21 protein-coding genes are annotated in these 19,341 nt (G+C 53.1%); 8 read left to right on the forward strand and 13 right to left on the reverse strand.

Annotation, left to right across the window (positions count from 1 at the left end; all coding sequences use genetic code 11):
• Positions 1–63: 63 nt before the first annotated feature.
• Entirely contained in the window at positions 64–729 is a 666-nt protein-coding gene (locus R2K28_RS17665) for a hypothetical protein (protein ID WP_316366531.1), read from the reverse strand.
• Between the two features lie 488 nt (positions 730–1,217).
• Here R2K28_RS17665 and R2K28_RS20495 point away from each other — a divergent pair, with 488 nt between their 5' ends.
• Entirely contained in the window at positions 1,218–1,358 is a 141-nt protein-coding gene (locus R2K28_RS20495) for a hypothetical protein (RefSeq protein ID WP_442871408.1), read from the forward strand.
• Between the two features lie 88 nt (positions 1,359–1,446).
• Here the strand turns inward: R2K28_RS20495 and R2K28_RS17675 are convergent, their stop codons facing one another.
• The 5 genes from R2K28_RS17675 to R2K28_RS17695 all read right to left on the reverse strand — a co-directional run bounded on the left by R2K28_RS17675 (position 1,447) and on the right by R2K28_RS17695 (position 7,176).
• The gene (locus R2K28_RS17675) at positions 1,447–2,193 is read right to left on the reverse strand and encodes a sulfite exporter TauE/SafE family protein (protein ID WP_316366532.1); all 747 of its coding nucleotides are present in this window, start codon (positions 2,191–2,193) and stop codon (positions 1,447–1,449) included.
• A 63-nt stretch (positions 2,194–2,256) separates the two neighbouring features.
• On the reverse strand, positions 2,257–3,252 hold the full coding sequence (locus R2K28_RS17680) for an XdhC family protein (RefSeq protein ID WP_316366533.1): 996 nt from the start codon (positions 3,250–3,252) through the stop codon (positions 2,257–2,259).
• Positions 3,253–3,332: 80 nt separating this feature from the next.
• Positions 3,333–5,522, reverse strand: a complete 2,190-nt coding sequence (locus R2K28_RS17685) for a xanthine dehydrogenase family protein molybdopterin-binding subunit (RefSeq protein WP_316366534.1) — start codon at positions 5,520–5,522, stop codon at positions 3,333–3,335.
• Positions 5,519–5,998 (reverse strand): (2Fe-2S)-binding protein, encoded by a 480-nt coding sequence (locus R2K28_RS17690; protein WP_316366536.1) that lies wholly within the window; start codon positions 5,996–5,998, stop codon positions 5,519–5,521. Before R2K28_RS17690 ends, R2K28_RS17685 begins: the two co-directional genes overlap by 4 nt.
• A 455-nt stretch (positions 5,999–6,453) precedes the next feature.
• Complete coding sequence (locus tag R2K28_RS17695) at positions 6,454–7,176, reverse strand: GGDEF domain-containing protein (RefSeq protein WP_316366537.1); 723 nt, start codon at positions 7,174–7,176, stop codon at positions 6,454–6,456.
• A 194-nt stretch (positions 7,177–7,370) separates the two neighbouring features.
• On the opposite strand from R2K28_RS17695, the gene R2K28_RS17700 reads away from it, so the two are divergent.
• Both R2K28_RS17700 and R2K28_RS17705 read left to right on the forward strand, forming a co-directional pair.
• Positions 7,371–8,807: an ATP-binding protein gene (locus tag R2K28_RS17700; protein WP_316366538.1), complete on the forward strand. Its 1,437-nt coding sequence runs from the start codon at positions 7,371–7,373 to the stop codon at positions 8,805–8,807.
• Positions 8,800–9,489 (forward strand): response regulator, encoded by a 690-nt coding sequence (locus tag R2K28_RS17705; protein ID WP_316366540.1) that lies wholly within the window; start codon positions 8,800–8,802, stop codon positions 9,487–9,489. Before R2K28_RS17700 ends, R2K28_RS17705 begins: the two co-directional genes overlap by 8 nt.
• Before the next feature lie 284 nt (positions 9,490–9,773).
• Here R2K28_RS17705 and R2K28_RS17710 read toward each other — a convergent pair whose 3' ends face one another.
• Positions 9,774–11,213: an Lcl C-terminal domain-containing protein gene (locus R2K28_RS17710; RefSeq protein ID WP_316366542.1), complete on the reverse strand. Its 1,440-nt coding sequence runs from the start codon at positions 11,211–11,213 to the stop codon at positions 9,774–9,776.
• A 300-nt stretch (positions 11,214–11,513) separates the two neighbouring features.
• Between R2K28_RS17710 and R2K28_RS17715 the strand changes: the two genes are divergently transcribed.
• Positions 11,514–12,137, forward strand: a complete 624-nt coding sequence (locus R2K28_RS17715; RefSeq protein ID WP_316366543.1) for a class I SAM-dependent methyltransferase — start codon at positions 11,514–11,516, stop codon at positions 12,135–12,137.
• Here R2K28_RS17715 and R2K28_RS17720 read toward each other — a convergent pair.
• From R2K28_RS17720 to R2K28_RS17730, 4 genes are all read right to left on the reverse strand, one after another.
• Positions 12,079–12,780, reverse strand: a complete 702-nt coding sequence (locus tag R2K28_RS17720; RefSeq protein WP_316366544.1) for a hypothetical protein — start codon at positions 12,778–12,780, stop codon at positions 12,079–12,081. The two genes, R2K28_RS17715 and R2K28_RS17720, sit on opposite strands and share 59 nt — an antisense overlap.
• A gap of 45 nt (positions 12,781–12,825) precedes the next feature.
• Positions 12,826–13,668, reverse strand: coding sequence for an SDR family NAD(P)-dependent oxidoreductase (locus R2K28_RS17725; RefSeq protein WP_316366545.1), 843 nt, complete (start codon positions 13,666–13,668; stop codon positions 12,826–12,828).
• A 10-nt stretch (positions 13,669–13,678) separates the two neighbouring features.
• Complete coding sequence (locus tag R2K28_RS20500) at positions 13,679–13,909, reverse strand: NAD(P)H-binding protein (RefSeq protein ID WP_442871451.1); 231 nt, start codon at positions 13,907–13,909, stop codon at positions 13,679–13,681.
• Between the two features lie 126 nt (positions 13,910–14,035).
• Positions 14,036–14,503 (reverse strand): MarR family winged helix-turn-helix transcriptional regulator, encoded by a 468-nt coding sequence (locus tag R2K28_RS17730; protein WP_316366547.1) that lies wholly within the window; start codon positions 14,501–14,503, stop codon positions 14,036–14,038.
• 274 nt (positions 14,504–14,777) lie between these two features.
• On the opposite strand from R2K28_RS17730, the gene R2K28_RS17735 reads away from it, so the two are divergent.
• The 3 genes from R2K28_RS17735 (at position 14,778) to R2K28_RS17745 (ending at position 16,910) form a co-directional block, all read left to right on the forward strand.
• Positions 14,778–15,188: a hypothetical protein gene (locus tag R2K28_RS17735; RefSeq protein ID WP_316366549.1), complete on the forward strand. Its 411-nt coding sequence runs from the start codon at positions 14,778–14,780 to the stop codon at positions 15,186–15,188.
• Positions 15,189–15,572: 384 nt separating this feature from the next.
• On the forward strand, positions 15,573–16,463 hold the full coding sequence (locus R2K28_RS17740; RefSeq protein ID WP_316366551.1) for a dioxygenase family protein: 891 nt from the start codon (positions 15,573–15,575) through the stop codon (positions 16,461–16,463).
• A gap of 159 nt (positions 16,464–16,622) precedes the next feature.
• Positions 16,623–16,910 (forward strand): hypothetical protein, encoded by a 288-nt coding sequence (locus R2K28_RS17745; protein ID WP_316366553.1) that lies wholly within the window; start codon positions 16,623–16,625, stop codon positions 16,908–16,910.
• 110 nt (positions 16,911–17,020) lie between these two features.
• On the opposite strand, the gene R2K28_RS17750 is transcribed toward R2K28_RS17745, so the two are convergent.
• Entirely contained in the window at positions 17,021–17,746 is a 726-nt protein-coding gene (locus tag R2K28_RS17750; protein WP_316366555.1) for an EF-hand domain-containing protein, read from the reverse strand.
• Positions 17,747–18,155: 409 nt separating this feature from the next.
• Between R2K28_RS17750 and R2K28_RS17755 the strand changes: the two genes are divergently transcribed.
• Entirely contained in the window at positions 18,156–18,890 is a 735-nt protein-coding gene (locus R2K28_RS17755) for a response regulator transcription factor (protein ID WP_316366557.1), read from the forward strand.
• Positions 18,891–19,037: 147 nt separating this feature from the next.
• Here the strand turns inward: R2K28_RS17755 and R2K28_RS17760 are convergent, their stop codons facing one another.
• Positions 19,038–19,226 (reverse strand): hypothetical protein, encoded by a 189-nt coding sequence (locus tag R2K28_RS17760; protein WP_316366558.1) that lies wholly within the window; start codon positions 19,224–19,226, stop codon positions 19,038–19,040.
• Positions 19,227–19,341 lie beyond the last annotated feature (115 nt).

Consider the following 19,341-nt stretch of genomic DNA (forward strand, 5'->3'; position numbering starts at 1 on the left):
TTTATAATCCCTAACGTCTCGCCTCAAGTGCGCGTAGTAGCCGCGTCTATATGGAGACGTTTATTATAAGCCAGGGTTTTCTGCTGCTTCGTCTATACGTATCCACATGAAAGGCCACAGAATTATCCACATTAAGAAATGAATCACCGCAAGCATAAAATACTCACCCACCTGCTCCACAGATTGTTTTTCTGCAAAGTAATTTGCAGAAAATATTGAAATTAACGATATGATTAAGCCATATACTCTTATCAAATTAATTCCTCGTTTACTTTCACAGCCGAAGAGAAGAAACGACAAGAAACAAATAACAAATACTGAAGCACTTGCGTACGCATAAGATATATATGAGAAATTTAAATTCAAGGATAAAAAGCCTAGTTTATACGCTGCGAAAAACGCGACCAAGGATTGAATAATATCGAATAAAAGATCTTTTTTTCTCGCTTTCTGCAGTATTTCATTACTAAAGTTAGATATAAAAAAATATGTCAAGAACCATAGCAAGTATCCATAACTTAAAATTAATTGCATCGTATACAGAGCATCTACATCTTTGGGCCAGGCAGTCTCAGGTATATGTTTTGATAAATTACTCAAAAGAGCCACAAAAAACGCACCCAGTGTGCCGGCAACCCACATGCTTTGAAATGCCAATCTCGCCTTATCACGGTTATTACTAGATTCCGGCTTGTCTCGAACTAAAATTTTCCATATCAACGATACCATTTATAACTCCAGACCCTGTAATGACTTAAAACGACCAAGCTTATAGGAGTATCAGAACTATCTTTTAGCCCGTTTGGGTCTGTTCCTATCCACAAAAAGTAGGCATTAAATTTTGCACACTGCGCATAGTAGTCTTCTTCAAATTGCCCAGGGTTTTTATAGTCCATGGCAGAGTGTCGTCGGACACTATTGTAAAACAGTTAGATATATTCCAATACTCATGCATACGCGTCATCCTTGGTTAGAAATCTCCGCATGGATCGACTCCACCTTCATCCTCGCAAAGAAGGATTCGACTGCGGCATCCTCCCAGCAGTTACCTTTTCGACTCATACTAGGTTGTACGCCTTGTTCATACAACTGTCCTTGATACTCAGATGAGCGATGAAGCGGTATTTGAGCTGGGATGGCAAATTAACTATTTCCCGCCAGCCGTACCTACCAGGATCCGGGAACCGACATAGTACATCGCCATCATCCACCAGTCAGTGATTCAGAAAAGCATCAAGCGTGCAGCATCAGAATCAGGGCTGCTCAAGCGTGTCGCCAGTCATACTTTAAGGCACTCTTTCGCTACCCACGTACTGTGCAGGAATTGCTGGGGCATGCAGACGTATCGACTACGATGATCTATACCCATGTTGCCGGGTTAGGCGGCCAGGGAGTGAAAAGCCCGCTGGATAGGCTTGAATAATCCGGAGATAGGGGGCTCTGTTTTTAGAAAAACAATAACTTCACAATAAAGGCAGATAGCGCAAGGTAGAGCACCCTGCGGATCAATGTCTCTCCATGACTGATGGTGGTATGCGCCCCCAGCCAACCACCGATGGAGTTGCCGACAGCGAGACCAAGCCCGGTCCACCACAACAGTTCCAGTTGCGAACTGAAGACGATCAGGGCGACCACTGTGTAGACCAGGACGATGAGCACCTTGTGCATGTTGACCCGCACCAGGTCCAGGTGCATGACCCGATGCAGGATCGGCATCAGAATGAAGCCGACACCTATCTGGATGAAGCCGCCCCAGAATCCGGCCCCGACCATCAGCAGATGACCGGCAGTGAGGTTATTTGCCTCCGTATCGCCGTCGATCGGCTTTACCTTGTCATGCCCGGTTGCCATCAGCACCATCACCGCGATCATCACCAATGCCAGTACCCGGTCGAACCACTCACCTTCGAGATGCACCCCCAGGGAGGCCCCACCCACGGCACCCAGCGAGGCGGCTGCAGCCAGACTCAGTCCCAGTTTGAAATCGGAATAACCACGGCGACGAAAGGCGGTAACCGCGGTGATGTTCTGCGCCAGTATGGCGATGCGGTTGGTACCGTTGGCGACAGGTCCGGGGATACCCATGAACAGCATCACCGGCACGGTCAGCAGCGAACCGCCCCCCGCCATCACATTCAGCCAACCGGCAGCGACACCCACAAGGGCCAAAATCAGTATCTGCCAGAATTCCATAACTGTGGATTATGTTTTACCCATCTATTCAATGCAGGTTGTTTTCAAGCAGTTTCAAATTGCTCAGATGCATATCAAGTCAACCCCAACCCCACTGTTCCGAGTGGCGGTTATCTCAGCCATGATGGAGAGAGCGATCTCCGCCGGCCGCTTGCTGCCGATGGGCACACCCGCGGGGCCTCGTATGCGCGCCAGTTGCTGGAGGGTACAGCCCATTTTCGCCAGGCGTTGATGCCGCTTTGCCGCGGAACGGGTGGAGCCCAAGGCGCCGATGTAGAAGGCATTGGTCTCAAGCGCCTCGAGCAGCGCCATGTCGTCCTGCTTCGGATCATGGGCCAGGGTTATCACCGCCGTGCGTGGCTGAGTGGCCAGTGCGCGCACCGCGTCATCGGGCATCTGGCGGGTGTAGGTCACATCGGGGAGGGGGTCGGGATCGGCAAAATCCTCCCGGGGATCGCAGATGGTCACCCGGTAGTCGAGCATGCGCGCCATCCCGGCCAGGTAGTGGGCCAGCTGGCCGTCCCCGATCAACAGCAGCTGCCAGGCGCTACCGAAGACCTTGGTCAAATGCTGATCCGAGAGACTCAACTCGGGTTGTCCCTCACCGGCCTGGAGTGTGACCTCACCGCTTTCCAGGCTCACCTGCCGGGCAACCAGCTCACCCTGATCGATGCGGTTCAATAGCTGCTCGATGGAGGTGAGCGAATCGAGATGCTCGACAGTGATCTGCAGACGTCCGCCGCAGGGGAGCCCGAGCCGCCCGGCCTCCTGGCTGTCGACGCCGAATCCCACCGAGGCCGGAACAGTTTCGGCCAATTCACCCTGGCGATAGCGCTTGATCAACGCCTCCTCCACGCAGCCCCCGGAGACCGAGCCGATGAAGCGGCCCTCATGATTCATGGCCATCAACGAACCGGGTGGTCGGGGTGAGGAGCCCCAGGTATGGGTGACCGTTGCCAGGGCCACTCTTTTGCCCTCGCGCAGCCACTGCACAGCCTTGGCCATGACCGCCCTGTCTTCCGCCTCCACCAGCTCATTCAAGGTATCGCTTTGGTTCACTTCTCAAACCCCACTTCATCCTTCCCACGCGCAAGCGTGGGAACCAGGAGAACAATTCGTGCGGCATGAAGCCAAAGCCTTCAGGCGGGGCGCAGTGGCAGTTGGCGCAGACGTTGACCTGTTGCCGCATACACCGCATTCGCCACCGCCGGGGCGATCACCGGGGTAGCCGGTTCGCCGACCCCGGTTGGGGCCTCGGTGGAGGGCACGATATAGACCTCCACCTCTGGCATCTGGTCGATGCGCAGGGTCAGGTAGTCGTGGAAGTTGGACTGTTCCACCCGCCCATCCTTAAAGGTCAACTCACTGGCCAGGGTGGCCGCCAGGCCATAGCCCATACCCCCCTGCATCTGCGCCTCGATGACATCGGGGTTCACCGGCACGCCGCAATCCACCGCGATCACCACCCGGTCCACATAGATCACCCCACGGCGTACCGTGACCTCCGCCACCTGGGCCACGTAGGAGTTGAAGGATTCGTGCACCGCCACACCCCGGCCACTGTTGCGGCCCAGGGGTTGGTCCCAGCCCGCCTTTTCAACGGCCAGATCCAGCACGCCGAGGTGACGGGGATGTTTCGCCAGCAGTTCACGGCGGAAGGCCACCGGATCCTTGCCCGCCGCTGCCGCGAGTTCATCAAGGAAACACTCCACCGCGAAGGCGGTATGGGTGGAACCCACCGAGCGCCACCACAGCACCGGCACCTGCAATTGGGGTGAATGCAGATCGATATGGATGTTCTTCAAGGCATAGGGCAGGTTCGCGGCACCCTCCACCGAGGTCTGATCGATGCCATCCTTGACCATTATCGATTCGAACGGGGTACCCGCCAGGATCGACTGGCCCACGATGCGCTGCTGCCACACCAGGGGCCGGTTTTCCGCATCCAGTCCTGCCTTGAGCTTGTGCAGATAGAGGGGCCGGTAGAAACCGCCACGCATATCGTCTTCCCGGGTCCAGATAAGTTTCACCGGGGTCCCCGGCGGCATCATCTTGGCGATATGCACCGCCTCCAGCACATAGTCGGCCTTGGGATTGGCGCGCCGGCCGAATGACCCGCCCGCATAGAGCATGTTTATGCGCACCTGTTCCGGCTGCAGCCCCAGCAGACCGGCGACCGCCATCTGATCCCCGGTGTTCATCTGCTCGCCGTTCCAGATCTCGCAACCCGAGGCATCGATGCGCACCACACAGTCCATGGGTTCCATGGGCGCATGGGCCAGGAAGGGGACGCTGTATTCGGCCTCGATGACCTTTTTCGCCCCTGCCATCGCCGCCTCGCTATCGCCCTCGTTACGGGCAACCACGCCGGGTTGTTGCGCCAGTTCCCGGTAGCTGTCGAGGATCTCACTGGAGCTCTGTTGGAATGCCCCGCTCTCGTCCCACTCCACCTGCAAGGCATCCCGGCCCTGCTTGGCACTCCAGAAACCGTCCCCCACCACGGCGATCCCGGAGGGGATCTGCAGCACCTGCTTGACACCCTTGACCGCCCTCGCGGCTTTGTCATCGAAACTGCGCACCTTGGCGCCGAAGCGGGGTGGATGGGCCACCACCGCGGTATACATCTCCAGGAGTTTCACATCGATGGTGAAAACCGCGCTGCCGTCGACCTTTTCCGCACTGTCCTTGCGGGGTATCCGCTTGCCGATAAGGCGGAACTCCTCCGGCTCCTTCAACAGCACCTCCTCGGGCACGGGCTGTTGCGCGGCGGCTTCCGCCATATCACCGAAGCTGGCACTGCGTCCGCTGGCACTATGGGTCAGTACCCCCGATGCCACTTGAATATCGTCTGCCTTGACCTGCCACTGCTTGGCCGCCGCCTCCACCAGCATATGTCTGGCCGCGGCGCCGGCCTTGCGCATCTGCATCCAGGAGTTGGCAATGGCGGTGCTGCCACCGGTGCCCTGGGACTCGCCCCAGTAAAGATTTTTATAACGCTTCGCATCCGCCGGGGCGCCCACCACTTCGACCTGCTCCCAGGCCGCATCCAGCTCTTCCGCCACCAGGGTGGCGAGGCCGGTGTAGGTCCCCTGCCCCATCTCGAGATGCTTGGAGATCACGGTGACCTGGTTGTCACTGCCGATACGCAGAAAGGCGTTGGGTTGAAAGGCCGCTTGCTCGGCTGGCGCAACGCCGGCAAATCCGTGACCCGATTTGCGCATCTCGGCACGGGTCACGGGCATGATGCCCAGGGTCAGTCCGGCCGCGGTGGCGACACCTGCCGCGAGAAAACGGCGACGACTTAGATTGGCGATCCAGTCACTTTTCATCCTCTCTTCCTCCCTGCAACCTGGGCAGACTTGTCCGCAGCCGCTTTTATAGCAGCGCGAATCCGCACATAGGTGGCGCAACGGCAGAGATTGCCCTGCATGGCATCATCTATCTCCGCATCGGTAGGAGACGATTTACGCTCGAGCAAGGCCGTGGCGGACATAATCTGTCCAGACTGGCAGTAACCACACTGCACCACGTCCAATTCGCGCCAGGCTGCCTGAATCGCCTTGCCGGCAGGGGAATTCAAGCCTTCTATTGTGGTCACCTGTTTACCTATCGCTTCAGAAACAGGCGTGATACAGGAGCGTACAGGCACACCGTCCAGGTGAACCGTACAACTGCCACACTGGGCTATACCGCAACCGAACTTGGTGCCGGTCAGCCCAACTTGATCACGCAGTGCCCACAGCAGTGGTGTACTCGGATCGATATCGAGGGATTGTTTTGAACCATTGATATTGAGTTGAATCATGCAAAGCCTCCGAACGCTGTTTTCCCTGCAGCTACCAGGCTAGGATAGTACGACATTCAAGGCTTAGCTACGATTAAATAATTAGGGGTAATTCACACCCATTTCAGGAGAGCTGACAATCGGATTCAACCACAACCCTGTTCCTTCCAGTCAGCTTGGTCCTGTAGAGTGCATCATCGGCACGTTTAAAAAAGCGTTAAGTAATAGAATATGATAGCTTCAGCCAGCAATTGGTTAGGGTATTTTCAGCAAGCATGATGTGTCATATACACTTGCATATTCTTGTTTAGATTCTTTAATAAAAAATGGCTATTAAACTGATGCAAAACTGGCCGCAAATAAACGCCAATCACTGTTGATAATCGCAAATTAAACACAGCAAAGATACTGTCGAATAATGGCTTTCAATCAATAGCAAATATTCCGGCACACCCTACACTTAGATATCAAAAAAATCAGTCATCCTCAACCACAACCCTATTCCTCCCAGTCACCTTGGCCCTGTAGAGGGCATCATCAGCGCGCTTGAAGAGTGTCTCATCCCTACCAGGTCCATGAAGAGACGCAATCCCACAGGAGACGGTGAGATTCAATCCCACGATGTTGAGACAGCAGCCACTCTGCTGAATGGCCAGGCTGATCTTTTCCGCCAGGGACCTTGCGCCATCGGCATCGCAACCGGGCAGTAACGCAACGAACTCTTCACCCCCATAGCGGGCGGTGAAATCACTTTCACGCAGGTGAGTGTCAATCACCTGGGCCACACAACGGATTACGTCGTCACCAAAAGGATGTCCGTAGCTGTCATTGATTTTTTTGAAATGGTCGATATCCCAAACCACCAGTGACAGGGGCGTAGCGTAGCGTTCACTGCGTGCTATCTCGGACTTTAAACGTGCGGCGAATGCGCGCCGGTTTGCAATACCGGTGAGCGGATCGATCTGGGCGAGCTTACGCTCACTCTCCAGCTGCTGCTGTAACAACCGCACTTGTTGCTCAAGCTCATCAACACGTCTTTGCAGCATTTCATCAGGCTTATCCACATCGTCCAAACGACCGGGTAGACGAATTGTCTGCACTGACTGATCATCACTCTTCACTAGCCTGAGGTTACAGTTACCCTTCTTGGAATGATCGGTCGATCCCATCTTATGCAACCCTTCTGTTGGTTGATTCATTTGTAAGCCGTTTGTTTGCATTTTCCAGTCTCAGCGGTGATATTTTGTGTCTGTCTGTAAGACTATGCGGACAAATGTGAGGAACTGTGGGGTGAATAAGGAGATTTTGTGAAGAATGGAGTTGGCTATCGCATCCAGGATGGATGCATACCAGAATAGATACAGGCGGGCCGAAATATCACTGCTGTGCAATCATGAAGTTGAACATCACCGGAAAACTTGTCGCAGTCCTCTCACTGACCAGTGTCCTGCTGGTCGCCGCCATGGCGACGGCTATCTACTGGAGTTTCCAGAAGGGTTTCCTCACCTACCTGACAGAACTGGAGTTGGATCGTCTCGATGAGACGGTTGCCGATCTGAGTGCCACCTATCGAATCGTCGGCTCGTGGGATTTCCTGCGCGGTAATCATGAGGGCTGGATGGAGTATTTACCGATTCGAAAAGTGAAGGAATCTCAGCCCGTTCCTCCACGCCAACCCCCGGTAGGCGCCCAATCGGGGGGACGTTTTCCACCCCCGCTTGCGCCACAGGACCGTACTGGTCTGACCACCAGGCTGCGTCTCCTCGACGCCGACAAGCACAACATAATCGGTCCACCCAGTGAGAGCGGCAACGCCTTGTTACGACCTATCGAACTGGATGATCAAACGATTGGCTGGTTAAGCCTGAGCCCCTTGCCTGTACCCGAGTCCGATCTGGATCGTCGTTTTCGCGATCAACAACTGAGGTCGATCTACCCTATAGCCGGTGGCGCGCTGCTGTTGGCGCTGTTAATCGGCGTCCCCCTGGGACGCCATCTGTTGAAACCGGTCAAGGCTATCGCCAGGGGCGCCCATGCCCTCACCAGGGGGCGCTTCGATACCCGTCTCGAACCCCAAAGCAGTGACGAGTTGGGCCGGCTGGTACTCGACTTCAACGCCCTGGCGAAAGCACTGGAACGCAATGAGCAGTTGCGACGTCAGAGCATGGCGGACGTCTCCCACGAACTGCGCACCCCGCTGGCGATCCTGCGCGGCGACATCGAAGCGATTCAGGATGGGGTACGCCCCCTGGATCAGTCACAAATGGCCAGGTTGCACAATAGCGTGATGGTACTCAGCCGATTGGTGGATGACCTGTATGATCTGGCCCTGGTGGATGCGGGGGCTTTGACCTATCAGAAGTCAAGCATCGATCTTTCCGCTATCATGCAACAGGCGGCCGATGCCGCCGCGGGTGAGTTCGCAAAGAAAGATATCTCACTTACCATCAATGTGGACGAGGGGATGCAGATCCTCGGTGACACCCGCCGCCTGCGGCAGGTATTCGACAATCTACTCAAGAACAGTCTCCGCTATACCGATAAGGGTGGCGAATGCCGACTGACAGGGATACAGAAAAAGTGGCAGATCTATATCAACCTGGAGGATTCAGCCCCCAGCGTGGCAATGGATGAACTCCCGCGGCTGTTTGACCGTTTCTACCGGGTTGAGGCGTCACGCAACCGCAGCCGTGGCGGGGCCGGGCTCGGTCTTGCCATTTGTAAAACCATCATCACGGCCCATGAGGGTGAGATCAGCGCCCAGGCCTCCAGGCTGGGTGGCGTTCGCGTTCACATCACTCTACCGGCTGAGACCGATTACCATGAATGACCCTGGCCACCGAATCCTGATTGTGGAAGATGAACCCGCCCTGGCGGATCTGCTCGAGGACTACCTGCAGGCGGCAGGCTTTCTCACCACCACCCTGAGGGAGGGAAACGGCGTCGTCGAAGCCGTGCGCAGCGATCCGCCGGATCTGATGCTGCTTGACCTGATGCTGCCGGGTAAGGACGGCCTCGAAATCTGCCGCGAGGTCCGCGCATTTTCCGATCTGCCCATCGTCATGGTGACCGCAAGGGTTGAAGAGATCGACCGTCTGCTCGGCCTGGAGCTCGGCGCCGACGACTACATCTGCAAACCCTACAGCCCCAGAGAGGTGGTTTTGCGGGTCAAGGCGATCCTGCGGCGGCTGCGCCCTGCAACCGAGCCGGTACCTTCGAGTGAGAAATTGGCGCTCGACGAAAGCCGTTTTTCAGCCCGCTTCCAGGGGGTGACATTGGAACTGACACCGGTGGAGTTCCGCCTCCTCAAGGCCTTCGCGGATCAACCCGGCCGGGTCTACTCCCGCGCCCAGCTGATGAATCATCTCTATACCGATCAGCGGGTGGTCAGCGATCGCACCGTGGACACCCATGTGAAGAATCTGCGCAAGAAACTCAATGCCGTGACCCCCGACGAAGAGGTCATCCGCTCCATCTACGGCGTCGGCTATAAGCTCGAATTGCCACTCTGACCAATTTGTCACTACATCGCCTCTTCGGGTGAGGTGATTGAAGAAAAACCTAACAAAGCAGGAAGCAATTCAAAACCGCCAATGAACGCAAAAATAATCAATCACCCACTATGTAAAGCCGCGTACTTCTCATAATCATTTTATTTGCGATAATTTGCAGTGATTCGCGTTCATTGGCGGTTTGCTTATATTTTCAGGGGTGGACGGTGCGGCAAGCCGCACCCTACGCTTTGTTCTCGCGAAGCAGAAACATTTGCGTTTATTGGCGTTCATTTGCGGACTTTTTAATCTTTTGTATCCCGCACACAGCGGGCATAGTTGAAGATACGTGTCTCGTCCCGTTGTCCGCCCCTGGCCCGCCAGCGAGAGGGATTCCCCGTCTTCGGATCGCTGCGCTGCGCGCCGGCACCGTGTACATCCTTCCCATCCACCGAGGTACAGGGACCGAAGCAGATATAGCTGGCCATGGACGGGCTCTCGCCATGGGTTGTGGATGACCAGAACCAGCCCCGCTTGTCTTGCTGTTTGAAAAAGTTCGGATCGATGGCCGGGTCGCTGTAGCGATAGTCGACAAGGGTCTGCAGCTCCTTGATGTTGGGCAGGCGCCAATCACTATATCCAGCCAGATTCAGCCCTTCGCAATAGGCGAGGGCCTGTGGCCAGTCCCTGGGCTGACCATCATCGGCTTGCTGCCACTGCAGATTCATTGCGGCATCGCTTACCGTGCCATTGTGATTCTCCAAAAACAGATTGTCGCCCCAGGATTCACCGCTCACACAGCGGTAAAAGAGACGGCTGCGTCCCCGTTTGGACGCGGCCTTTATCCTGCCGTCCAGAAAATTGAAAAAGAACGCATGGGGAGTTTCAGCACCAAGCTCGATATGACCCGCATAGTTGGTGGATGACCAGGTTTGGCCCATCATCGAGGTATTGTGGGTGGCGCGATAGGGGTCGCCGGCAAGTATCTCTGGGCCAGGCTCCTGGAGCTCAAAATAGCGTCGATCCAGATACCACTGTTGGCTGCCTGCATGCTGCCAATGGGAAATCGAGAACAGCTCGGTAATGGTGGGCAGGCGCCAGGTTTCAATACCCGCCAGGTCGAGGCGACTGCAGGCTTCGGCCGCATCCCGGTAGGCGAGTCGCTGCTGGTTGTGGGCCTGCTGCCAGAGGAGACCGGTAACGAGATCGGTGACCGTGCCATCGCCGTTGTGACGATAGGCCTGTCTGGCACCATAGTGGCCATCCTGTCCCTTGAAGCGTTGCTGGATATTTGCACAGGCCACCCTCTGCCGATTGGTATAACAGTCGATCTGCCCGCTATCGGGCACCCGGTTATGCGCTGTCACCACATCTCTCGCAGATGGACCAAATGCATTATCTGAAGGCTTTACCTGGATGACCGCCGGGGCACCCGGTTCTCTATATTCACTATCCCGAGGTCCAATCCGCCCTGGCGGCAATCGCCCGTCAGGAGAGATCCTCCTTCGATGATCATTCGGTACACAGACCATGCCTTCGCGCATGTTCCGGCAGTTTCCTTCGACCTTGCCATGGGGTGCCTGAAAGGAGCAGTCCGAACCCTGTCGTTTCTGCTCACATACCTCGAATGCCTCGGTTGGCGGCCCTCCCCCAGGCGGTCTTCTGTTATCCGGCTCAAACTGCGCCTGCGTAGCAGGGAAATAGAATAGACTTGACGTGACAATACCCACCCATACCGCTTTCATAGCGTACCTCTAATCTATATCGAGTCCTTAGTTGATAAGTCTAACCATTGATTAGGGAGAAAATGTGAAGATAGAAGCGGGTTAGTGTGAATTCAACAAGCATCAATGACGCTACTGCACCCATGCTGCTGCTGTCAAACACTGCCGGGATTATTTTGCACAACTGTTAGCTGATAGGCATGATTACAGATTACCACACCCATTCTCTTGCTTGAGATGAACAAGATATGGCATTTTGGATGGAACACTAGCGACTAAGATGCATCTCAAGCAGTTAGAATCCAAAAGGAACTACATGCGTTGAAAGCAAGACCCAATTTCCTCTCGGCCTGGTTACGCAATCCCATCCAGGTAGGCGCTGTCCTTCCCAGCAGCAATGGTCTGACCAGCACCATGGCCGCACAAACCGAGGAGGGATCAGGCATTACCATAGAACTGGGTGCGGGCACTGGCGCTGTCACATCCGCACTGCTTACCCGGGGCATCCAACCCAATAGACTGGTGCTGATCGAAAAGGATCGCATTTTGGCCCAAGAGCTTTCACAACACTTTCCCAATCTGCGGGTGTTGCAGGGAGATGCCGCCCGACTCAAGGCATTGCTGCAAAGGGAAAAGATGGGACTGGTCGATAATGTGGTTTCGAGCCTGCCGCTGCTCAACATGCGTCATCGTACTCGCGTGCGCATCCTAAAACAGATCTTCACCGTTTTACACCCCGAGGGGAAGTTCGTGCAGTTCACCTACTCCCTCAGGCCACCCATTACCGATAGACTCGCCCACTCACTCGGTGTCAATGGCGAGCGAACCGACCGGATCCTGTTGAACCTGCCGCCGGCACATGTATGGGTCTATAGGCGACGCCCTTTTATTGCTTCACAATATCTTTCTCGAACAGCCGCCAGGCCACCAATAGATTCAGCATGACCAGGGTAGGCACCACTAGCGCCGGTGCCATGATCATGGGGAACCTGAACAGTTCCAGGAACAGCGGTTCAGCCATGAATATGTGCATCAGTCCGGCAATCGGCAGCACAATCGCTACCGCCCCGACAAGATGCCAGAACAGGAGCACGCGACTATTCAAGTGTCCGGCCCATGCCATATATGTCAGCACAATCGCGGAGAGTCCGAACAGCATGTCCGGACCACCCACAAACCAGGCGAATCCTTGGGGAAACAGTCCCTTCGACGCCTTGATCAGTGTTCCCAGGGCAAGAATCCTCAGTATATGAATCCCGCTTAGCCAATGGCTCGGCGTCTCATCCACCAACACCCTGAGTCCCTCACGCAGCGGGGTCAGGAGCAGCATCAGGGTCACCGCGATCACCACCGGCACATAGGGCAGCCAATAGCCCGGCATCAGGTTTAAAAATGACTCACCATCCAAGCGTCCCATGTCTGATTGGTAACCGATAAGCAAACCCCAGATCAGGAGTATGCCCATGAGCAATGCCAGATGATTCCGCTGCACCGCACTCAACGACCCCCGCCGATGCAGTCTGCTGACGAGGAACCAGAGAAAGCCGAAGATGGCGGCAATCAAAAGGGGCAGGCTGGATAACTGCATAGTTATCTCCCAGGTGTGAACCCAACCAGGCCCATAACACTCATTTCACGATGCCTTTCTGGTATCAGTCGTGGTGACTAATGGACTGCGGGAGAGAAAACCGAACACCCACTGAGCGATGGACCGAGGCGGCAACTCGCCGAGGAAGGCAAACAACTTGTTGAGCAGACCCGGGACCACCGTGGTTTGTCCCGCCATGGCGGCGCGATATCCAGCACGTGCCACCTCCGACGGCGTGACCTTGGGTAACCAACGATAGATCCGCATAACGCCGGCACCCGCCTGATTGACAAATGCTGTCGCCGTGGGACCAGGACACAAGGCCGTGACATTGACTCCCGTTCCCACAAGCTCCTTCGCCAGGCCGCGAGTCAAGGCAAGCACATAGTGCTTTGAAGCCACATAGCTTGCCCAGTTGGAGCCTCCTGCAAAATAGGCAACCACTGAGGCGATATTCAGAATTCGTCCACTACCACGTTCGATCATACCGGGTAAAAACAGCCGTGTGAGTGCGGTGAGACTGACGATATTGAGTTGCAACATATCAAGCTGCCGGTTGATGTCACTAACCGCAAAGGGCCCCACATCACCCGTCCCAGCATTGTTTACAAGGACATCCACCTGGATACCATTATCAGTCACTTGCCTATATAGCTCTGCCAGTGCATCGATAGCAGTCAGATCGACACTGAATACATCAACCCGACATCCATACTCAGTATGGAGCTGCGTTGCAGCCCGCTTGAGGTCCCTGTCACTGCGTGCCACCAGTACAAGATCATGGCCATGTTGTCCGAACTGGTTTGCCAACTCAAGCCCGATGCCTTTAGAACCGCCGGTGATCAATGCGGTCGGGCGGCTGTCTCTCTTCATAACTTTTGTAGTCATAATTTTAATCTCATATATTTTGAACCTGGCGATACAGATACACTGGATTACAATGCTGATCAGGAACCAAAAGGGCGAAAAAGTAAGCCTTGTGGATATCGATCAACGCTTTCGAGACGTCTTCATAGTCCGACATATCACCTTTGAAAATCTCCGCGCCCGCTGTCTGTAACGCATCGGACCGATCACTCTTCCTATGCACAAATGCCCGTACCTGTTCTCCTCTTGCCAGCAGTTCCAGTGCCGTGGAATAACCGGTTTTACCAGCCGCTCACAAGACCAGGATTTTTTCAGATTCCCGATGAAAGTTGCTTGATTTCATGACCAGCTCCAATTGTGTGTATATACACGTTATAAGACAAAAAAATTAATTCGCCGTGGCAACTGCCACAGCAGCCGTCAGGTCTTCGATCATTCGGTCGAGGCGACCACGACCCAGGGACTCTCTTACCTTCTGCTGCGCCTCCTGCCATAACGGTACAGCCGACTCCAGGTGCGCCAATCCTTTCTTCGTAAGCCTGACCTCTCGTGTGCGTTTGTCACGCCTGCTTGGTTTCACAGACAACATGCCATCCCTCTCCAGGGGCCTTAGATTTCGCGTCAATGTGGTGCGGTCCATCACCAATACTTCAGCCATCTTGGATATGGCAACCGGCTGCATGGCTCGGGTTACCACCAATAGCGTAAACTGGGTGGGTAGTACACCGCTGGGTTTCATGACTTCCTCATAGACCTGGGTCAGCGCCCGGGAAGCCTTGCGCAGATTGAATACAACACATGCTTTGCCAATTTCCTGGCAAGAAACAAGGTCAGTGATGGTGTTTTTGTCAGGCATTTTATGTGTATATGCACTTTTTCCATTTTTGTCAAGTCATTCCTAGCTAGAAACTACCCATCCCGGTACAGATTCTCATCTCATTTGGTAATACTTATGCGGTTATATTGCTATTAATCAATAGCGTATGGATGGAACTTGGATTAGAGATATTATCGTTATTTATACCGTTATTTCTCTTCCATTTTTGATATAACTGTTGTTAGATTGACACCAAATTACCTATGCATAACAGAAATTGACCGCTTTATATATTTCTCACCTGGAGATTGTCATGACTTCACCCCTTAAACAGCTAACAAAATATATTCCAGTTGCACTAATATTTTTCAGTCAAATCACACCCGCTGCCCCGGGCATGAGTGAGCAGCAGATGCAACAAATGCAGCAAAGAATGCTGCAGGCACAAGAGTGTTTCAATAAACTTGATAAGTCTAAATTTGATGAGCTCGAGGCCAAGGGCAAGAAAATGGAGGCCGAGATAAAGGCATTATGCAAAGCGGGCAAGCGCGACAAAGCCATGAGCACCGCCATGAAATACGGTCAGGAGATGCATAACGACCCGCAGCTTAAAGCGATGCGTAAATGTGGCGAACATATGCAAGGCATGATGGACAATATGCCGGGTTCATTCAGTCCTCCCACCTCGGAAGAGAAAGACGGGCATATATGTGACGATATGTAAATCAGCGAGCAAGCACATTCAGCAGCAGCTAATGTGCTTGCTCGATCCTGACCATGCTTCCCCATATCGGCTGTACAACACCATCCAGCCAGCGTAAACACCACTGACCGCTCATATATACGGACGAGTGGCATATACCCCATCCGGCAACTCTACCCCCTCAAATAACGTCAACCCGTTCACAGCATGCATCTTCCATGTCCTGCGCCGGGTCGCATTTACGTAACTTTACAACTGCTGACTGTATTTAACCTGCCACTTGTCCATCATGTTCCCATTCGGTGGCTGGCGCGCATTAACAGACAGTAACGGCAGTGCCAGGTACTGAAATTTCAATTACCACTATCGGCTATTTCGATACTTTTCATACCGGAGGCAAATGATATGAAGGTCAGGGTTGATAAAACACGTCGTAATCTGCTGGCGAACATGGGCATGGCAGCGTTATACACCCCGATTATTGGTTTGATCGGTTGTGATGACAGCTCGACAGAAACGACCGAGTCAGAAACCACGCAGGACGAAACAACTGAGGACACTACAACCGAACAAGGTACATCCGATACTGAGACCTCTATTGAATGGGCAGCAGGAGGGACAGACCTGATAACACTGGACTACCCTGATGACACGCTGTTTGAAAGTGCGAGCATATGTTCCCTGTTATTGACAGAGAGGACAACTGAAGGCCCATGTTACCTGGGCGTGAACAACCAGGAAGACATATCCGATGGAGAGACCGGTTTACCCATGATGCTCTGCTTACAGGTGATCGATCAAAATTGTAATCCACTTGAAGGTTATTTGGTTGAAGTCTGGCACTGTAACAGGGAAGGCATCTATTCAGGTGACGAAAGCCAAAGTGACGATACAAGCACCTTCGCGGGTAGCTTCTGTACCGCGAATGACCAGGAAGCGGAAAATAGCACCTGGTTTCGCGGCGAACTCACCACTGACAGTAACGGTCGGGTAAACTTCAAGACATGTTTCCCCGGTTGGTACGGGGGGAGGACCATACACATCCACTTTCGGGTTCGTCTCGAATATGGCGGCGCTGACTTTATTGTCTCCCAGTTCTGTTTTGATGACGATTTTTGTGAGGATATCTGTACTACCCATAGCCTCTATTCTGACAGAGGGGTTCAAGACACCCCGTTGAGTGACGGATCAGATACCGTGTTTCCAAGTAGTGGTTATGATAATTATCTGTTGAATACAGCACAAAATGATGATGGCACACTCCTTGGTTACAAGAGAATCATGATTGAGATCTAATCATTATTAGAGACTTGATCGCGCAGTTGATTTATCTCTCTGGCACAAGCGCACTGGTAAATTTAAGTAAAGTTAAATGACAACCAAAGTGTAAATAAACACAATTACACAACGGTTTAAGAATGGGTCAACTACGACAGATTGTAATGTGGAGTTCAAATGACATTATCGGATTACAAATTTCGAATCATCATCGGTTTCGCTCTAAGCTTAGCCACAAGTTCGCTACTCGCTGGTAACTCAAATCGCGACGGCAACATGCCAGATCGGGCAGAACTTGAAGCCGCAATGGAGGCATGTGCTGCCTCACTGGATAGTGACGGCAGTGGACGTCCTGAACCTTCCGCCATGGATGAGTGTATGACCGCAAAAGGGTTTACCAGGCCTTCCGGTGAGCGCGGTCCAGGTTCCGATGGCATGCATCGCGCGCCACCCAATCGGATGTAACTAAATCCATCCAGTCTATTTTATTCATTATGCTCGTATGGCATACGCTAGAGCGGAGACAAGTATCGGATACTTTCTCCGCTCTTATTCCAGGCCCTGTATCTCCTGTTCTACACTGATTCAGAAATCGAGGTGGTAGACTCCCCACTACTGAATTGATCGGCACCATAAGCCTGCAGCAGACGAGTAAGTTGCATCATGACCTTTTGATTCAGATCCTGGCTTGATTCAGCTGACGAGAGCAGAGTCTCGCTCGTTGTTGTTGCACTTCCATTTGCGGACCTGCCCTCATCAAAGGTCATCGCCTCTGCGAAACTAACCTTACCATCACCATCGGTATCAGCCTCGTCAAAATTTTCGATAATGTTGGAAATCAATTCGGCACGTCTGGGATCACTTGAACCAATCTCCTCCAACTGTGCGGTAAGCTGCTCCAGTGTGAATCCCTCATCCATTTCCCCCGCTTGTGCATCTGATGGTGGTGGGGGCGGCGGCATCATCCCCCTCGCCTCATTCGCCCGCATCTGTGACATTATATTTGAGATTTGCTCATCGAGCTGGATAAACGAATCTGTAAACTCCTGTTGTGTTATTTTGCCATCATCATTGCTATCCAGTTGACTAAAAAGCTCGTCAATACCTGAATCATCGCTACTTGTTGAAATGACTGAAGTCGTGGTTTCGTAGGCAGCTGCCAGGTCAGACCTTTCTATGTAACCTTGCCCGGCAGTATCAATTTCAGTAAAGAGTTTCCGGGCCATTTGGGTAGGATCTGGTCTATTGTGGCCAAACATAGTCTGCATCATTCCCGTTCCAGCGCCGCTAATGCCATTCATAATTGTCTCCCATTGCTGATAAACCTGTTTTGTACCCACGGTACTTTGATCTCTAAGCAACATATCGGCCAGGTGTCGTGAGATTAGATGACGATTAGGGTAAAGTTATGTAAAAAGAAGTAAGGACTAGTTGGAAATTGCAAAGGCAGGCCAGCGCGCACAAGCCAGATACGGCAAAATCAGTTGACTTATGAAGGATTTCCTCCATTAGCGGCAAATGTTTGCCTCTGAACCAGGCTTGTAAATTATTGTAAGTTCCTTTTTCATTCACTGATTTATGTTGTAATTTTTAATTCGACTACACTCTTAGGTGGCGAGCCTTTGCCGGTTATTGATATACAAATGACTGAGGCCCAAAAAGATATTTCTCTGAGACCACCCTTTTACAGATAGTTTAAATATTCACCCGATGACAGGCACAATACCCAATCAATCCCCCGCTTCACAGCCACACGTACTGTTAGTCGATGACGACCTGGAACTTCTCGAGTTACTCAGAGACTACCTTGAGAAAGAGAATTTCATCGTCGCATGCGTCAACAATGGCAAGGAAGGCGTGGATGCAGCTCTTTCAGGCTTATATGACATTGTCGTACTCGATGTCATGATGCCGGAAATCAATGGCATCCAAGCCCTAGGCATGATCCGTATGAAGAGCAACCTGCCAATTTTGATGCTGACAGCAAAGGGTGATGACACTGACCGGATCATGGGCCTGGAGCTGGGTGCGGACGACTATGTACCAAAACCCTGCACTCCCCGAGAACTGATAGCGCGTCTGCGTGCCATTCTTCATCGCGTAGGTTTACAGGGTGCTACTGCAAACCAGCCATCATCCAACCAGCCCCTGACTGCCGGTAACCTAAAGCTCTGGCCCACCCAACGTCGCGCTGACCAGAGTGATCAACCACTCGAACTTACCAGCACTGAGTTTAGTCTGCTCGAGGTACTGGTAAGCCATGCCGGTAATCCGGTCAGTAAAAATGAACTATCGATGGCCGCATTGGACCGGCCACTGAGCCCATACGATCGCAGCATCGACGTCCACATCAGCAACATCCGACGTAAGCTACACCCCCTGGACGACGGTCGATCGATGATTCAAACCCTGGTACGTAAGGGATACATATTAGTCGTAGAATAAGCCACACAGCCAGGTATAGCATGGGCAGATTGTTCTGGAAGTTCTTTCTCTTTCTTTTTCTCAGTCAGATACTGACCGTGTTTGGTGTAAGCATTGTGATCATGCTGACCAAACCTGAACCGGGTAACAATCCTTTGGACTTACCCATCAACCCACCACCCTTTGATCAACCACCACCAGGCCCAATAGCAAACATGCCTTTTGCAATGCCCGGGCCACCACCGCACCGACAATATGAGAATGAGCAGGTCCCAATACGTCCGGAAACGAGAGGGCCCGACCAACCACCTCCAGGACCTCGTTCCACTCCTCCACACACAGGCCCAAACCACTCATTATCCCCGCCAGTACTGCCACTTCTTGCGGGAAGCCTGGTCAGCCTGGTCATTGCAACACTACTCGCATTGTATTTTTCGAGACCCATTCGCAGCTTGAGAGAGGCCTTTGAACT

This window comes from Candidatus Thiodiazotropha sp. CDECU1 (genome assembly GCF_963455295.1).
Classification (GTDB): Bacteria; Pseudomonadota; Gammaproteobacteria; order Chromatiales; family Chromatiaceae; genus Thiodiazotropha.

Coding starts and splice junctions, on each gene's coding strand:
- R2K28_RS17665 (WP_316366531.1), bottom strand. CDS start 729: ATGGTATCGTTGATATGGAAAATTTTAGTTCGAGACAAGCCGGAATCT.
- R2K28_RS17675 (WP_316366532.1), bottom strand. CDS start 2,193: ATGGAATTCTGGCAGATACTGATTTTGGCCCTTGTGGGTGTCGCTGCC.
- R2K28_RS17685 (WP_316366534.1), bottom strand. CDS start 5,522: ATGAAAAGTGACTGGATCGCCAATCTAAGTCGTCGCCGTTTTCTCGCG.
- R2K28_RS17690 (WP_316366536.1), bottom strand. CDS start 5,998: ATGATTCAACTCAATATCAATGGTTCAAAACAATCCCTCGATATCGAT.
- R2K28_RS17695 (WP_316366537.1), bottom strand. CDS start 7,176: ATGAATCAACCAACAGAAGGGTTGCATAAGATGGGATCGACCGATCAT.
- R2K28_RS17700 (WP_316366538.1), top strand. CDS start 7,371: ATGAAGTTGAACATCACCGGAAAACTTGTCGCAGTCCTCTCACTGACC.
- R2K28_RS17705 (WP_316366540.1), top strand. CDS start 8,800: ATGAATGACCCTGGCCACCGAATCCTGATTGTGGAAGATGAACCCGCC.
- R2K28_RS17710 (WP_316366542.1), bottom strand. CDS start 11,213: ATGAAAGCGGTATGGGTGGGTATTGTCACGTCAAGTCTATTCTATTTC.
- R2K28_RS17720 (WP_316366544.1), bottom strand. CDS start 12,780: ATGCAGTTATCCAGCCTGCCCCTTTTGATTGCCGCCATCTTCGGCTTT.
- R2K28_RS17725 (WP_316366545.1), bottom strand. CDS start 13,668: ATGACTACAAAAGTTATGAAGAGAGACAGCCGCCCGACCGCATTGATC.
- R2K28_RS17730 (WP_316366547.1), bottom strand. CDS start 14,503: ATGCCTGACAAAAACACCATCACTGACCTTGTTTCTTGCCAGGAAATT.
- R2K28_RS17735 (WP_316366549.1), top strand. CDS start 14,778: ATGACTTCACCCCTTAAACAGCTAACAAAATATATTCCAGTTGCACTA.
- R2K28_RS17740 (WP_316366551.1), top strand. CDS start 15,573: ATGAAGGTCAGGGTTGATAAAACACGTCGTAATCTGCTGGCGAACATG.
- R2K28_RS17745 (WP_316366553.1), top strand. CDS start 16,623: ATGACATTATCGGATTACAAATTTCGAATCATCATCGGTTTCGCTCTA.
- R2K28_RS17750 (WP_316366555.1), bottom strand. CDS start 17,746: ATGAATGGCATTAGCGGCGCTGGAACGGGAATGATGCAGACTATGTTT.
- R2K28_RS17755 (WP_316366557.1), top strand. CDS start 18,156: ATGACAGGCACAATACCCAATCAATCCCCCGCTTCACAGCCACACGTA.
- R2K28_RS17760 (WP_316366558.1), bottom strand. CDS start 19,226: ATGAGTGGTTTGGGCCTGTGTGTGGAGGAGTGGAACGAGGTCCTGGAG.